Origin of the sequence: Kribbella sp. NPDC056861, assembly GCF_040687575.1 — a bacterium.
Taxonomy (GTDB): Bacteria; Actinomycetota; Actinomycetes; order Propionibacteriales; family Kribbellaceae; genus Kribbella.
The window spans coordinates 1,324,196-1,339,282 of record NZ_JBFBNQ010000002.1 but is presented as its reverse complement, the minus strand read 5'-3'; the positions used below and the strand labels follow the sequence as shown (position 1 = coordinate 1,339,282).

Below are 15,087 nucleotides of genomic sequence, written 5' to 3'. Positions count from 1 at the left end.
AGATCACAGGATACGGAACAATGGCCTCTCGTGGCGCGAGTTGTGATCATCGGTGGCGGTCCAGGCGGGTACGAAGCGGCTAGTGCAGCCGCCCAACTAGGGGCGGAGGTGACAGTCGTCGACTCCGACGGGATCGGTGGTTCGGCCGTCCTGACGGACTGCGTTCCGAGCAAGACGCTGATCGCCACGGCGGAGGTGATGACGGAAGTCGAGGAGGCCGGCCAGCTCGGGGTCCGGGTGGAGGACGGCGACGACGATCCGGCGAACGCCGTGCGTGTCGACCTGTCCGTCGTCAACCGCCGGGTCAAGGCGCTGGCGACCGCCCAGTCCGAGGGAATCAGGCGGCGGCTGACCGACGACAAGATCCGGGTGATCAACGGCCGCGGCCGGCTCGACGGGCCGGAGACCGTGGTCGTCGGCGACGAGCGGCTGGACGCCGACGTGGTGCTGATCGCCACCGGGGCAAGGCCGCGCATCCTGGCCGGCTCCGAGCCCGACGGTGAGCGGATCCTGACCTGGGAGCAGGTCTACGAGCTCGAGGAGCTGCCCGAGCGGCTGATCGTGGTCGGCTCCGGTGTCACCGGCGCCGAGTTCGCCAGCGCGTACGACGCGCTGGGCAGCGACGTGGTGCTGGTCTCCTCGCGGGACCGGGTGCTGCCGGGTGAGGACAAGGACGCCGCCGAGGTGCTGGAGGACGTCTTCAGGCGCCGCGGCATGACCGTGCTGGGCAAGTCCCGGGCGGAGTCGGTGAAGCGGCGCGGCGACGGGGTCGTGGTGACGCTGACCGACGGCCGTACGGTCGAGGGCTCGCACGCGCTGCTCGCTGTCGGATCGCTGCCGAACACCGAGGACATGGGCCTGGTCGAGTCGGGCGTGTCGCTGGGTGACGGCGGCTTCGTCACGGTCGACCGCGTTTCCCGTACTACGGCGCGCGGCGTCTACGCGGCGGGCGACTGCACCGGCGTGCTGATGCTCGCCTCGGTGGCGGCCATGCAGGGCCGGATCGCGATGTCCCACGCGCTCGGCGACGCGGTGGCGCCGCTGAACCAGTCGACGGTCTCCTCGAACGTCTTCACCGCCCCCGAGATCGCCACGGTCGGCCTGACCCAGGCGGTGCTGGACGCGGGCGGCAGTACGGCGATGGTCGTCAAGGTGCCGCTGGCGGACAACGCCCGGGCCAAGATGCAGGGCGTCCGGGACGGCTTCGTGAAGCTCTTCTGCCTGCCGAACACCGGGATCATCGTCGGCGGCGTGGTGGTGGCGCCGCGGGCCAGCGAGCTGATCCACCCGATCTCCCTGGCGGTCGCTGCCCGGCTGACGGTCGACCAGATGGCTCAGTCGTTCACTGTCTACCCGTCGGTGTCCGGCTCGATCGCGGAGGCGGCGCGGCGGTTGCACCTGCGCTCCTGACGGCCGGCGGGTTGTTGACCGCTGGCGTGCTGCATGCCGGCGGTCAAACAACCCGCTATCGACTCAGAGGGTCGGCGTCATCCCGCCGTCGATGACGATGTCGGCGCCGGTGAGGTTGCCGGCCCGGTCGCTTGCGAGGAAGACGACCAGGGCGGCAACTTCCTCGGGAGTGGTGAACCGGCCGGTGACTGCGCCGGCCGCGACCTTGGCGGCGACCGCTGCCGGGTCGCCGTCGCCCGCGACCGTCTCGGCGACACCACCCTTGCCGAGCCAGAGATCCGTCGAGACCGGTCCCGGGCTGACTGTGTTGACCCGTACGCCGCTGAGCCCGACCTCCTTCGACAACGCCTTGAAGAAGTTGGCGGAGGCGGCCTTGGCGGCGCTGTAGTCGATCACCAGCGGATCGGGCAGGATCGCGTTGACCGAGCAGACGGTCACGATCGCGCCGGTCCGCTCTAGCAACATCGGGAGCGCCGCGCGGGTGGTGCGGACGGCCGAGAGGAAGTCCAGCGTCCAGGTGGCCAGCCAGTCCTCGTCGGTGACGGAGGCGAATCCGCCGGGCCGCGGATGCACCGCACCGACGTTGTTGACCAGGATGTCGAACCCTTGGGTGCGCTCGAGTGCTTCGGTGACGAAGTCGGCCGGGCCGTTCGGAGTACTGAGGTCGACGGCGATGGTCTCGACACCCAGTGATCCCAACTCGCCGCCGACTGTCCGCGCTCCCGCGACCACCTGGACGCCTTCGGCCACCAACTCCTTGGTGATCGCCAGCCCGATGCCCTTGCTGGCTCCGGTGACGAGTGCGGTCTTGCCGGCCAGGTTCAGCTCCATCGCGGACTCCAGTCCTGAGGGTCCGGCGAGCCCGGACGCCTCAGGTTAGTGCGGTGCTCGTGGGAGACCGTGCATACCGACAGGAAGTAGTGCCCGCGCTGCGGCCGGCCGCCGCTCCGGTGAGCGTGTCGGCCGGCCGTGGAACCGACTACTGCCTGTCGGTATGCGCGGGGTCGGGCAGTCAGTTGGGGGTGTTGGCCGACGCGGTGTCGCCGGGGGTGTTGGCGGACGCAGTACCGGCCGGGGTGTTGGCGGACGCGGTGTCACCCGGGGTGTTGGCGGACGCAGCGCCGGCCGGGGTGTTGGCCGAGGCCGTGTCGCCGGGGGTGTTGGCCGAGGCCGGCTCGCCGGGGGTGTTGGTGCTGGCGACCTCGCCAGGGGTGTCCGCGGAGACGGTCGGCGCGGCGGTCGTCGTACCGGGGGTGACTGCCTTGTCCGACTGGGTTGCCGTCGGGGTGGCCGGTGCCGGGTCGTTCAGGTTCGGGGCGGCGTAGGCCGCGGTACCGATGCCGATCGTGGAGATAGCGGCGATCGATCCGACTACGGCCCACTTACGCGTTGCTGACATGGTGATTCCTTCCTTCGGGGAGCCAGTGGCTCCGGTTGACCCGGTCTGCGGCCTCGACCCAGCTTTCGGCCAGGAGGAGTCGTTCCCGGGTTGCTTGCCGCCAGCCGGCTTCCTGCACACGGTGCGGGCCGGTGGCGAGTGAGAGGACGACCGAGGCGACCCGCAACCGAAGCTGGCGCGGATCGACACAGCGGTCGAAAGTCGAGAGGCAGTGCGCGGAGTAGGCGCCGATGGCCGACGCATGCTGCGGCAGGACCTGCGCGAGGACATCCAGATGACCGACCAGACACGCGAGATCGTCGAGCCGATCCCCGGGCCCGGCCGTGTCGACGTCGAGCAGCCCGGTCACCGCGCCGTGCGAGTCCACGAAAAGCTGTGCTTCGTAGAAGTCACTGTGCACCGGCACCGTCGGCCCACTGTTGCTCTCCGCAACGATCTCCGCGGCGAGCTGGATGGCGGTCGTCCGCAGTTCCGGTACTACGTCGCCGATCGAGTGGGCGTAGTACTCGGTCCGCTCCAGCCACGAAGTCCGGCGGGGAGCATCGAGAAGCTCGGTGGGGAGCGCGTCGAGCACTCGGAGCAGTTGCGACGGATCCGGGAGGGGACCGCCTGAGCGCAGTACGGATCGCAGGTTTTGGCCGGGGAGGCTTTCCAGCACGAGCAGCCCGTCGTCGCTCCAGCCCAGACTGCGAGGAGCCGGTACTCCGGCACCCGTCAGCAGCCGGTGTCGATCATGCAGCGCCTCGACCTTTGCAGGCGGAACCACCTTCAAATAAAGGCGTCCCAGCGACCCGGTCGCCTCCACGACAGCCCGACGCAACGGCCGGTAGGACAGCAACTCGAGGCTGACGTCACCGCTCCCAAGCCCGCAACGCTCGAAGAGCGCCGAGACGGCGGCAGGATTCATCGCCGCCCGCATCCCCGGCAGCAATGGGTCAGCGCCCGCAGCCCAAACCCCTACCTGCAGGTCATCGGCCCCGATGACAGTGACGCCATCCGGCAGCTTCCCACCGGCGGTCGCGCACAACACCTCGGACTCGGGCCGACTGGACGCGTGCCGCCGGATCTCGGTGCGATAGGCAACCGTCGTACCGGCCGCATGGTGATCGACCTGCTCCGGCCGCCAGTTGATCAGTTCACCGCCGCCGGCCTCCACAGCCGCCGCCAGCATCTCCCCGGCCGAAGGACCGGTGAGGAGCTCCAGGAACTCGCTGTGTTCTGCCATACCCAGAACACTGCCCGGCCACTATGAGCGACCAGTTAGCGCATTCTGAGAGCTTTCTCATCTGTCGGCAGGTCGAGGTCGGCCCGCATCGCGATCCGGATCTCACGCAACGGTCCCCACGCCTCCTGGAGGATGTCGCGCGCCTTCTCCGTCGTGTCGGTGGCGGAATCGTGAGTGCCGTCCTCGCGGTGTTTGAGGATGCCGTAGGCGTCGGCCAGCCCTTTGGCGATCTGCTGGGCGAGCACCAGCACCGGGGCGCTGACGATCATCTGCGCCTCGGCGTACGCCGTCTGGAAGGCTTGCCGGGTCTGCGGGAGCTCGACCGTCTCGGCGGCTCGGTCGGTGCCGTTGTCGGCGGCGTAGGACCAGGCGCGGAGAGCGCGGTGGTAGTCGCGTGCCGCCGCGTTGAAGGTGATGTAGCCCTGGCGGAGTTCCAGTCGCCGGACCCTTTTCTCGTCGCGCTCCGCCTACTCGAGGCGCTCGGCGCGGGCCCGCTCGAACTCCCGCCGTTTCGAGCGCTCCGAGAGCAGCGGCGAGAGGGTCGAGGCGATCAGGGTGCCGGCCACGCCGATGGCTGCGATCACCAGTGAGCTGTCCAACGGTCGCCTCCTCGAGAACAGGGGTAAACATGCGTTTCCGCAAGAGCGGGCGCCCGATACTCAGGGTAGTCGACACCGGTTCGGGGGCATCCCGCCGCGATGCGGAAAATCGGCCACCGCCGACTGCCGTTTCGACGGCTGGACACAAGCCGTGTTCGTTGCTTGTGGCAACCAAATAATCGAGGCCGGAACTGGCCGCTGGAACAACTTCCGTGGCGGCGTCGGGCGGTCGTAGGGTCCGAAAGAGTTGAGACGCGGTGGTCGGGGGACCGCCTGTGCTGGAGGGGATCTGATGAGACGACGGCTGTTGCATGGCTCTGCCCTGGTTGCCATGACCACCTTGATCGCGGCGCCGCTGCTGTCGGCGCCGGTGCAAGCCGCGACCGGGGAGGATCCGCCGGGTCAGCCTGGCGCGCAGCCGACCCAGCAGGTGGAGACGGCGACCGATGGAGCCGTGGCGAAGCTCGATCCGAAGCTGGAGACGCGGGTCAAGAAGGGGGAGACCCAGCAGGTCGCGGTGTTCGCGACGGTGAAGGGTGACTCCAGCAAGGCCCGCGCGCTGCTCGACAACGCGAGGGTCGCGCAGTCCGGTGGCACCGGCATCGTCGCCGGGTCGATCGCCGTCCAGGCGCTGGCCAAGCTCGCCTCCGCGCCGGGCGTGATCTCGGTGCAGCCGGTCGAGTTCGGCAAGACCGGGCAGCCGACCGGCGACCCCGATCCCGAGCTGCACCAGGCGCCGACGAAGGCCGAGCAGCAGGCCGCGATCAGCAAGATCAAGACCGCCGAGGTCCCGTACTCCGAAGCGCCGGCGCCGCGCTCCTCGAACTTCGAGAAGCTCAGGAACCAGAACCTCCTCGACGCCAAGTCGCACAACTTCACCGGCGCCTGGAAGGACGGCTTCACCGGCACCGGCATCACCGTCGGTGTCCTCGACGGCGGCACCGACTTCGGCCACCCCGACCTGCTGAACACGTGGCAGACGTGGTCCGGTCAGACCGGCGCGAAGGCCGGCTGGAACGGCTGGCCCAAGGCCTTCGACCCGTACGGCACCCAGCAGTGGCTGTTCGCCCCGGACCAGATCGACCAGGGCCTCTCCTGGTACGTGAAGACCGAGGCAACAACCTGCACTCCGGCAGCCGGCAACTGCGCCGTCGACTTCGCCACCAAGACCGGCCCGTCGCGGAACTTCGCCGCCCCGGCCGGCACGGCTGAGCACAGCTACGACTTCCCCTCCGCGTGGAGCAAGTCCGGCAAGGTCCGCCTCGGCAGCCACCCGGACGACCACCTGCTCTCCCTGTACGGCGAGCGCCCCGCGTTCCTGCTCGCCGACCCGAACACGGCCGGCGTCTACGACACGATCTACGTGGACCTCGACGACGACCACTCGTTCGCGGACGAGAAGCCGGTCAACAAGACCAGCCCGGCGTCGTACCGGGACATGAACGGCGACGGCTACACCGACATCTCCGGCGGCCTCCTGTACTACGTCTCCGACGGTGCGACGCCGCTGCCGGGCGGGCTGGACGCGTTCGGCGGTGAGGGTGCTCCGTTCGGGGCCGGCGAGGTGGTCGCCTGGACGGGTGACTTCGACCCGTCGATCGAGGGCCACGGCACGCTGACCGCGTCGAACATCGTCGGCCAGGCAGTTGCCGACGGCAAGGTGGCGAGCTTCAAGGACGTTGCCGGTGGCAAGCCTGCGGGCGCGGTACTGGGTGGCGCTCCGAACGCCAAGCTCGCGCCGTTCGGTGACATCTACCTCGGCTTCGCCTTCTCCACCCAGTTCGGCTACCTGCTCTCGACCCGGCAGGGTGTCGACGTCACCTCGAACTCCTACGGTCAGTCGGCGATCGACAACGACGGCTGGGACGCGGCGAGCCAGGAGGCCGACGTGATCCACAACGGTCTGCGCACGACGCCGTTGTTCTCCACGGGTAACGGCGCCCCTGGCTTCGGTACGACGGGATCCGCCGCGCCGACCGCGGGCATCGAGGTCGGCGCGTCGACGCAGTTCGGCGGCTCCGGCTGGGACTCGATTCTGCGGACCAAGCAGATCAACGACAACGACGTGGTGGTCTGGTCGAACCGCGGCTTCGGCGCGAACGCGACCAACGGGGTCGATGTGGTTGCCGATGGCGCCTATGCACCGGGCGACGCGACGCTGAACACCGTGCTCGACGGGCGGAACGCGTGGACCACCTGGGGTGGTACCAGCCGGTCGACACCAGTCGCCGCCGGTGCGACCGCACTGGTCTACCAGGCGTACAAGGCGCAGCACGCGGGCGTAGTACCGGCTGGGTTCTACAAGACGGCCAAGGATCTGCTGAAGGGTTCCGCGCAGGACCTCGGGTATGACTCGAACATCCAGGGCTCCGGCTCGATCGACGTCGGCAAGGCGGTGCGGAGCGCGGTCGGTACGCGCGCTTCGGTCAGCCCGACGCAGTGGCGGGTCGGCGACTACCGCGGTACGGAGTACCCGGTGTTCGCGAACGTGATCGCGCCCGGCGCGACGGACACGCAGAAGTTCACGGTCGACGGTCCCGGTGTCTGGGACGTCAGTGACCGCCAGTTGGTCCGTACTGCGAACGACACGTTCTCGTTGAGCAGCAAGGATCTGAAGCAGGAGAGCACCGGCAACTTCAACGCGCCGGACTATCTGGTCGACCTGACCAGCAAGGTGAAACAGCACCAGGACGCCGATCTGATGGTGGTCAAGCTGGAGTATCCGCGAGAGCAGTTCGACGGCGACAAGAACTACACCGAGGACCAGGCCTGGCGGCTGCTCACCTACAACTGGACCGACGTCAACGGTGACGGCAAGCTCTGGAAGGATGCCGATGGCAACGGCGTGGTGAACCACGCCGACAAGACGACCAGCTCGAACATCGACGGCTTCCTCGACCTGGACTTCGCCAAGTCGGAGATGCAGCAGGGTGAATATGGGCGGTTCATGTACCACCGGGCCGGGTCGAACGCTCTGCAGTCCTGGGTGCGGGATCCGCACTCGCGGATGGCCGACGGGGTCTTCCTCGGGCTGCAGCACTCGACGAAGAACGCGAAGATCCCGGTGACGAACTTCAAGATCTCGATCGACTGGTACCAGAACTCCGACTGGAACTGGATCACCACCTCGAAGAACTCCAAGGGCGGCGAGGTGACGGCAACGATCAAGGTGCCGCCGGCAACGCCGTACGGGATGTACTCCGGCGCGATCGTGCTGAAGCGGGGAAGTGACTCGATGGTCGTGCCGGTGTCGGTCGCGGTCGCCGCGAAGGCCACGCAGGACGCGACCGGCAAGATCACCGGGACGACCACCTTCGGCGGCTCGGATGTGGCTGCGGCACAGAGCAATCTGACCTACAACAACGGCTCGGTGTTCGGCGCCAACGACTGGGGCTGGCGCCCGGAGTCGGGGGACTGGCGGTTCTTCTACCTCGACGTACCGAAGACGCCGGCCGAGGGCACCAAGCTGCTCGCCAACACCACCTGGTCGGGAACTGGCCCGTACACGGACCTCGACACGTTGATCATGGGCCGCTCGGAGAACCACTTCCAGCTGTTCCCGGACTCGGTGTTCGGTGCGCCGTACACGATCGACACGGTCGGCAAGAGCCCGAACACCAACGTGCGAGCCGGGGTTTGGCGCTTCGACACGGCCAGCGGCGGTCCTGCCGACGTGGTCACCGCACCGGCGCAGGAAGGCCTGCAGTCGGTCGCGATCCACCAGGTCGGCTGGCAGGGCGACGCCTTCAACACCCCCTTCAAGGTGCAACTCGGCAGCGCATCGGTGTCGCCTTCGGCGGTATCACTACCGTCTTCAGGTGATAGCGGCAGCTTCGACGTCAAGTTCGAGTCGAGTGTCGCGCTGGACGGCCTGAAGGCATCCGCCTTCGGTCTCAGCCAGCCGAGCAACACCACGGAGACCGCACACCAGGACAACCCCGACGACCCGTCAACGGCGAGCGTGAAGAAGAACATCACCCTCAACCACGCTTCCCGCCTGAGCGTCACCACCGCGCTCGACTCCAACGACTTGGACCTGTTCGTGGTCCGCGACGCCAACAACGACGGTGTCTTCTCATCCTCGGAGATCGTCGCGTCGTCCACGTCTGGGACGGCCAACGAGTCGGTAGACCTGGTCAGCCCACCCGACGGCAACTACCAGATCTGGGTGCATGGCTTCGCTGTCGCCGGTACTCCGTCCTTCGGCCTCAACATCAACGCAGTACAGGGCAACGACCTGACCGTCACCGGCCTACCGTCCGGCCCGCTGGCCGCTGGTACTCCGGTCACGCTTCATGTTGCCTACAACAAGGCGATGACCGCCGGCCAGGACTACCACGGCGAACTGCTGATAGGCCCGCCGTCTGCTCCTTCGGCACTGTCCGTCCCGATCACCATCAAGAGATAGGTAGCCAGTGGACAGCCGCTCACCCTTTGGGTGGGCGGCTGTTCCTTTTCCCACGCCCAACACATGTTCGGAGTGGCGAGTGTCCCGGCATTCCTGTTTTGACGTCGAAGTAAGCTCGGTGGACACTTCCGAGTGGTTCGAGCATTCGTGCGGTGTATCAACAAGCTCCTGTTGAGGCCCGGCTGCCGAGCTGCGCTGGTTGCGTGCCACGATTCCTTCGTGCGTACCAGGGTGATGTGGGCTCTCGCCCTCGGGGTTTGTGTTGTTGTGGGCATCGTTTTGCCGGGGCTTTGGCAGCATTCGCTGGTTGATTTGAAGGTGTATCGGCTGGGTGGGGCGACGCTGCTGGATGACGCGGCAGCGTTGTACGACGTGCGGTTGGCGGGGTTGCCGTTTACGTATCCGCCGTTTGCGGCCGTGGTGATGGTGCCGTTTGCGGTGGTGCCGTGGGTGGTGGCGGTGGGGGTGTGGACAGGCGTCACGGTCGTGAGTCTGATCGCGGTGTGGCGGTTGTCGGTGGGGAAGGTGTTGGCGCCGCCGGTGTTCCTGGGGGTGGTGGCGGGGGCGTTGTTGTTGGAGCCGGTGCGGGAGACGTTGGGGTTTGGGCAGGTCAACCTGATGTTGTGTGCGTTGATCCTGTACGACGTACTGGGGCCGGCGCGGCGGGCAGGGCGCGGGATCTGGGTGGGGTTGGCGGCGGGGGTGAAGTTGACGCCGTTGGTGTTTTTCGGGTTGTTGGTGGTCACGAGGCAGTGGAAGGCGCTCGCTTACGCGTCGACGGCCTTCGTGGCGACGGTGTTGGTGGGGTTTGTGGTGACGCCGCATGGGGCTACGGAGTACTGGACGTTGTTGGTGGCGGAGACGACGCGGATCGGTGGGTTGGCGTTCAGCAGTAATCAGTCGTGGAACGGGTTTCTGATCCGGCTGACGGGGGATCTCGATGGGGGTGGGCTGCTCTGGCTTGGGCTGGTGGCCGTCACTATCACCGGTGGTCTATGGCTTACGTGGAAGCTTTGGATTGACGGCCAGAGGCTCGCGGCGGTGTCGGTGACCGCGTTGATCGGGCTGTTGTGTTCGCCGGTGTCGTGGAGTCATCACTGGGTCTGGGCGATTCCGCTCGGGGTGAGCGTCGTCCAGGTGCTGCCGCGGTACAAGGTGGCGTTCGGGGTGCTCTGGGTGGCGGTGTTCATGGTCGCGCCGATCTGGTGGCCGCCGAATCATGACAACCGGGAGCTGGACTGGTCCTTCGGGGAGCAGTTCAGTGGGAATGCCTATCTGATCGCGGCGCTGGTGGCGGTCGGGCTGCTGGGCACCTGTGGATTGAGATCCAATCGACGGAGTGGCATAGACCAGAGTTGACCCAATCGGGTGTCAGGCTGGATCGGGTGATTACGGGGAGCCTGGGGGACCCGGTCAAGCGCCGATGGTGGCTGGCTGCGGGGGTTTGTGTGGTGGTGGCCGCGGCGCTGCCGTTCTTGTGGGACCACACCGGCGCCGATCTCAAGGTCTATCGGCTGGGTGGCGCCGCGTTGCTGGCCGATCCGTCGAGTCTCTACACGACCCGGCTGCGCTACATCTCGATGCCGTTCACCTATCCGATCTTCGGTGGGGTGGTGATGGCTCCGGTCTCGCTGCTGCCGTGGCCACTCGCGTACGGCGCCTCGATCGCCGCCTCGTTGGTCGCACTCGTGGCGGTCTGGCGGTTGAGCCTCAAACAAGCCTTGAAGAAAGGCCTGCATCCTGCGGTGATGATCGCCGTGGCCGCGGCGTCGCTGCTGATCGAGCCGGTGCGCGAGACGGTCTCGTATGGTCAGATCAACCTGATCCTCTGCGCCGTGATCCTGTACGACGTACTCGGGCCGAAAAGCCGAACGGGCCGAGGTATCTGGCTCGGTCTGGCCGCCGGGATCAAGCTGACCCCGCTGGTCTTCTTCGGCCTGCTGCTCGTCACCCGGCAGTGGAAGGCGCTCGCACACGCCTCGGCGGCCTTTGCGGCGACCGTGTTGATCGGCTTCCTGATCACCCCGCGGACGGCGTACGAGTACTGGACGAGTCTGCTCGCCGACACCAGTCGGATCGGCGGCTTGGCCTACTCCGGCAACCAGTCGTGGAACGGGTTCCTGATCAGAGTCACCGGTCACTTGGAAGGCGGCGGCCGGCTGTGGCAGGTCGTAGTACTGATGACCGTCGTCGCGGGGCTCTGGCTGAGTCGCAACCTCTGGCGGCGTGGTGAGCAGTTGGCCGCGGTCTCCGTCACGGCGACGATCGGCCTGTTCTGCTCGCCGGTGTCCTGGAGCCACCACTGGGTCTGGTGCATCCCACTCGGCGTCTCATTGCTGACGGCAAGCAAGGTGGGTCGCCGCTGGCCGTTGCCGACGGCATTGACCTGGATGGGGCTGTTCGTGCTGGCGCCGATCTGGTGGCCGCCGCGCGGCGACAACCGCGAGCTCAGCTGGAATTCTGTTCAGCTGCTGGCGGGCAACGCCTACCTGTGGCTCTCGCTGGTCGCCGCCATTCTGCTGGCCGTCGGCCGCCTCGGGAAGACCCAGGTTTCGAGGAAGGCCGAAATGTCGGAGCGGCGACAACCAACCGGTCCGGATCCGCATCAAGTCCTCTGACGAACACCACGAGAGGACCGAACCACATGAACCTGACCAAGCGCGCGGCCTTCCTGGGCTCCCTGGCTGTACTGGCCGGCGGCCTGGCCGGCACTTCGGTAGCGACCGCGACGACCACGGCCCCCGCCACCCCGTGCTCGATGAGCCTGTACTCCGTATCGCCGCAGGGCACTCTCGACGGCAACGGCATCACCGCCACCAAGCCGCCTCAGAACACGTCCAACCTCGGTGGGCAGAAGTTCACGCCGGGCGCGGTCAAGGCGATGACGTACTGGGAGGCCGTCCTGGGCACCGACGGCACCGTGACCTCCTCCGCCCTCGCGGTGGTCGGCACCACCCTGACCAGCCAGGTCCTCCAGCCGAACGGGACCCTCCTGCAGAGCAACATCGGCGGCGGCTGGGGTGACTACAAGTCGGTCAACCTGTCGATCTGGCAGAAGTACCTCGGCTCGATCGAGGGGCACACCAACTTCTACGGCCTGACCAACACCGGCACGATCACCCGCTGGGCCCCCGGCAAGACCTGGAAGAAGACCGGGACCTACACCGGATTCGCGTCGGTGAAGACGCTGACGCTGATCAGCCAGACCGCGACGTACGACACGTTCCTGGCCAACCTGCGCGGCGGCGGGCTCTACACGATCCAGATCCCGCTCGCGTCGACCAGCAAGACCATCGTCAAGCAGGTCCGCGGCAGCGGCTGGGACACCTACGACTCGCTGGTCGCCGAGCGCTGCGGCCAGAAGGGCGTCCTGCTCACCGCGATCGACAAGGAGACCGGCGGCGCCAAGCTGTTCGCCGTCGGCCACGCCACCGGCACCACCACGGTCATCCAGGACCTCGGCAAGCTGCCCGGAACCCTCAAGAACCCGGTCTACTCCTTGGTCGCCTACGACGCGGCCGGCAACTTCAACGGCGAGTAGCCCTCAGCACCTACGCAGCAGCCGTACTGCGGCCGGCCGGGATCACGATGCCGTCGCGCTCGTCGTCCCAGGCGGCGGCGCTGATCCGCCAGCCGGCCGCGGTACGGACGAACTGGATCGTCTTCATCCCCTTGCCGGTGAAGGATTCGCCGTCCTGCACCCAGGACTTCGCGTAGCTGCCGTACCACTGACCGATGTCGCCGAACACCTCGATCGACCCGGACAGCACCCACTCCTTGAAGTCGATGAGAGTGCCGCCGGTGAGCAGAGCAAGCCGGGGAGCGATGAAGTCGTCGACGCCGTACACGGTCGGGGTCATCCCGCAGGTGCGGACGATGATGGCCTCGGGCAAGAACACCTCCGGCAAGGCGTCGAGCCGCTCCGCGCACTCGGGGCCGGAGGTGAAGGCGCTGAAGAAGGTCTGCACGATCGCCTCAATGGCTGTGGCATCCGTCATCGGGTGCGCCATTCCGTGGCCAGCAACGCCCAGACCTCCGAGTCGTACCGGACGCCGTTGTGCGGATACTGCTCACGCAGTACGCCGTCCAGCTTCATCCCGAGTCGCCGGGCGATGTTGCTGCTCGCGGTGTTGTCCGGCCGGGTGATCCACTCGATCCGGTGCATCCCGCGCTCCCAGACCGCCCAGTCGATCAGGTACTTCGTTGCCTTGGTCACCAGTCCGCGGCCCTGCCCGGCGGGCTCCAGCCAGCAGCCGATCTCACAGTTGCCATAGGCAACCTCGAAGCTGACGAACATGGTGCCGCCGACCAGCACGCCGTCCAGCCAGATCCCGTACAGCCGGCCGGCGTCGCGCGCCGCGAGATCGCTGTACCGCTGCAGCGTCGCGCGCGCCGAGTCCAGATCCGTACTGCGGCCCGCCCACGGGATCCACGGGTCGACGCCTTCCCGCGCGCGGTCCATGTGTGCGAGGAACTCCTCGGCCTGCCACGGCTCCAGCGGTCGGAGCTCGGCGCCGTCCCCCAAGTCGATCGCGAACACGACAACACCCCTCCCTGGTCAACGCTTCGTGCGCCGATCCTAGGAAGCAACTGGCCTCGCGTTATAGTCCAGTTTTGTGGCAATTGAGTGGTCCGGTTTGACTCCTGAGCTGGCTCTGCGGCTCGAGCGCGATGCCGACGAGCCGTTGGGGTCGCAGCTGCGGGAAGCGTTGCGGGACGCGCTGCGCTCGGGGCGACTCAGCCCTGGTGAACGGTTGCCGTCGTCCCGCACGCTGGCGGCCGATCTGGGGATCTCACGCGGGCTGGTGCAGACCGTCTACGAGCAGCTCAGTGCCGAGGGGTACCTGGTCACCAGTGCAGGTGCGCCGACTCGAGCGGCACCGGCGCTTCGGCAGAGTCGTGTGGAGCCGGCGCCGTCCGTTGGCGGGCGGTCAGTGGCTATCGACTTCACCCCGGGCCTCCCCGACCTGCGCAGCTTCCCGATGCGCGACTGGGTGTGGGCCTGCCGCGAGGTTGCTCGTACTGCGTCTGCCCGCGACATCGACTACGGTCCGTCCGCGGGATCGCTGCGTCTGCGGGAGATCGCTGCTTCGTATCTTCGCCGGGTCCGCGGTGTGGTCGCCGACAGCGGCGGGATGGTCGTCACGACGGGCTTCACCCAGGGCGCCGCGTTGACGCTGGCCGTGCTGAAGGCGCGGGGAGCCAGAGCTGTCGCCGTCGAGGATCCCGGTCACCCCGCGATGCCGTCGATGATCCGCCGGGCCGGCCTGCAGGCGGTGCCGGTGCGGGTCGACGAGGAAGGGATGGTCGTCGACGAGCTTCGCAGTACGGGGGCGACGGCGGCGATCCTCACGCCCGCGCACCAGACGCCGACCGGAGTCGTGCTGTCCCCGGCTCGCCGGTTGGCCTTGATCGATTGGGCTCGGCAGGTCGACGGTCTGGTGATCGAAGACGACTACGACTCGGAGTTCCGCTACGACAAGTCGCCGGTCGGCAGTCTGCAGGGTCTGGCGCCGGATCGCGTCGTCTACCTCGGTTCGGTGAGCAAGGCGCTCGGCCCGGCTGTGCGACTCGGCTGGGCGGTGCCCCCGGCGTACCTGCTGCGTGACCTCGCCGCCGAGAAGCGATATGCCGACCACGGGTCGTCAGGTCTGGATCAGCTCACGCTCGCCTGGCTGATGGAGTCCGGCCGCTACGACCGCCACCTGCGGCGGATGCGCAAGACGTACGCCGCCCGCCGGCGGACGCTGATCGATTCGCTCGCCGCTCACGCACCCCACCTACCGCTGACCGGCCTCGACGCCGGGTTCCACGCGCTCGCGACACTGGTCACGGACGAAGCCCACACGATCGCCGCGGCCGCCGAGCGTTCTGTCGGGTTGCACGGGCTCACGCCCTACCGATCACCCGGCTCGACGTCCAATGCGGGCATCGTCTTCGGCTTCGGCAACTTGAACGAGTCCGCCATCGCCCAAGGAATAGAACAGATCGCCGACCTACTCGCGAGATGAGAAGACCCCTGGAAGCCTGATGGCTTCCGGGGGTC

General features: G+C 67.6%; 13 protein-coding genes. 6 read left to right on the top strand and 7 right to left on the bottom strand.

The window, feature by feature from the left end:
- Positions 1-30 precede the first annotated feature (30 nt).
- Positions 31-1,410 (top strand): NAD(P)H-quinone dehydrogenase, encoded by a 1,380-nt coding sequence (locus tag AB0P21_RS13300; RefSeq protein ID WP_363696321.1) that lies wholly within the window; start codon positions 31-33, stop codon positions 1,408-1,410.
- Positions 1,411-1,473: 63 nt separating this feature from the next.
- Here AB0P21_RS13300 and AB0P21_RS13295 read toward each other — a convergent pair whose 3' ends face one another.
- From AB0P21_RS13295 to AB0P21_RS13275, 5 genes are all read right to left on the bottom strand, one after another.
- Positions 1,474-2,241 (bottom strand): SDR family oxidoreductase, encoded by a 768-nt coding sequence (locus AB0P21_RS13295; RefSeq protein ID WP_363696319.1) that lies wholly within the window; start codon positions 2,239-2,241, stop codon positions 1,474-1,476.
- Between the two features lie 181 nt (positions 2,242-2,422).
- Positions 2,423-2,809 (bottom strand): hypothetical protein, encoded by a 387-nt coding sequence (locus AB0P21_RS13290; protein WP_363696317.1) that lies wholly within the window; start codon positions 2,807-2,809, stop codon positions 2,423-2,425.
- Complete coding sequence (locus AB0P21_RS13285) at positions 2,793-4,034, bottom strand: aminoglycoside phosphotransferase family protein (protein WP_363696316.1); 1,242 nt, start codon at positions 4,032-4,034, stop codon at positions 2,793-2,795. Before AB0P21_RS13285 ends, AB0P21_RS13290 begins: the two co-directional genes overlap by 17 nt.
- A 35-nt stretch (positions 4,035-4,069) precedes the next feature.
- Entirely contained in the window at positions 4,070-4,303 is a 234-nt protein-coding gene (locus AB0P21_RS13280; RefSeq protein WP_363696315.1) for a hypothetical protein, read from the bottom strand.
- Positions 4,304-4,501: 198 nt separating this feature from the next.
- Complete coding sequence (locus tag AB0P21_RS13275; protein ID WP_363696314.1) at positions 4,502-4,633, bottom strand: hypothetical protein; 132 nt, start codon at positions 4,631-4,633, stop codon at positions 4,502-4,504.
- A 331-nt stretch (positions 4,634-4,964) separates the two neighbouring features.
- On the opposite strand from AB0P21_RS13275, the gene AB0P21_RS13270 reads away from it, so the two are divergent.
- The 4 genes from AB0P21_RS13270 to AB0P21_RS13255 all read left to right on the top strand — a co-directional run bounded on the left by AB0P21_RS13270 (position 4,965) and on the right by AB0P21_RS13255 (position 12,582).
- Complete coding sequence (locus AB0P21_RS13270; RefSeq protein WP_363696312.1) at positions 4,965-9,041, top strand: S8 family serine peptidase; 4,077 nt, start codon at positions 4,965-4,967, stop codon at positions 9,039-9,041.
- A 219-nt stretch (positions 9,042-9,260) separates the two neighbouring features.
- Positions 9,261-10,400, top strand: a complete 1,140-nt coding sequence (locus tag AB0P21_RS13265) for a glycosyltransferase 87 family protein (RefSeq protein ID WP_363696310.1) — start codon at positions 9,261-9,263, stop codon at positions 10,398-10,400.
- A gap of 26 nt (positions 10,401-10,426) precedes the next feature.
- Positions 10,427-11,659, top strand: coding sequence for a glycosyltransferase 87 family protein (locus tag AB0P21_RS13260; RefSeq protein WP_363696308.1), 1,233 nt, complete (start codon positions 10,427-10,429; stop codon positions 11,657-11,659).
- A 26-nt stretch (positions 11,660-11,685) separates the two neighbouring features.
- The gene (locus AB0P21_RS13255) at positions 11,686-12,582 is read left to right on the top strand and encodes a hypothetical protein (RefSeq protein ID WP_363696307.1); all 897 of its coding nucleotides are present in this window, start codon (positions 11,686-11,688) and stop codon (positions 12,580-12,582) included.
- A gap of 10 nt (positions 12,583-12,592) precedes the next feature.
- Here AB0P21_RS13255 and AB0P21_RS13250 read toward each other — a convergent pair whose 3' ends face one another.
- Complete coding sequence (locus AB0P21_RS13250; protein ID WP_363696306.1) at positions 12,593-13,039, bottom strand: DUF4440 domain-containing protein; 447 nt, start codon at positions 13,037-13,039, stop codon at positions 12,593-12,595.
- A complete protein-coding gene (locus tag AB0P21_RS13245; protein ID WP_363696304.1) occupies positions 13,036-13,581 on the bottom strand; it encodes a GNAT family protein in 546 nt (181 codons plus the stop codon). Before AB0P21_RS13245 ends, AB0P21_RS13250 begins: the two co-directional genes overlap by 4 nt.
- Before the next feature lie 76 nt (positions 13,582-13,657).
- On the opposite strand from AB0P21_RS13245, the gene AB0P21_RS13240 reads away from it, so the two are divergent.
- Entirely contained in the window at positions 13,658-15,052 is a 1,395-nt protein-coding gene (locus AB0P21_RS13240) for a PLP-dependent aminotransferase family protein (RefSeq protein ID WP_363696303.1), read from the top strand.
- Positions 15,053-15,087: the final 35 nt, after the last annotated feature.

Excerpts from the sequence above, each read along its gene's own strand:
- AB0P21_RS13280 (WP_363696315.1), bottom strand. The coding sequence starts at position 4,303 with ATGATCGTCAGCGCCCCGGTGCTGGTGCTCGCCCAGCAGATCGCCAAA.
- AB0P21_RS13250 (WP_363696306.1), bottom strand. The coding sequence starts at position 13,039 with ATGACGGATGCCACAGCCATTGAGGCGATCGTGCAGACCTTCTTCAGC.
- AB0P21_RS13285 (WP_363696316.1), bottom strand. The coding sequence starts at position 4,034 with ATGGCAGAACACAGCGAGTTCCTGGAGCTCCTCACCGGTCCTTCGGCC.
- AB0P21_RS13295 (WP_363696319.1), bottom strand. The coding sequence starts at position 2,241 with ATGGAGCTGAACCTGGCCGGCAAGACCGCACTCGTCACCGGAGCCAGC.
- AB0P21_RS13255 (WP_363696307.1), top strand. The coding sequence starts at position 11,686 with ATGAACCTGACCAAGCGCGCGGCCTTCCTGGGCTCCCTGGCTGTACTG.
- AB0P21_RS13290 (WP_363696317.1), bottom strand. The coding sequence starts at position 2,809 with ATGTCAGCAACGCGTAAGTGGGCCGTAGTCGGATCGATCGCCGCTATC.
- AB0P21_RS13270 (WP_363696312.1), top strand. The coding sequence starts at position 4,965 with ATGACCACCTTGATCGCGGCGCCGCTGCTGTCGGCGCCGGTGCAAGCC.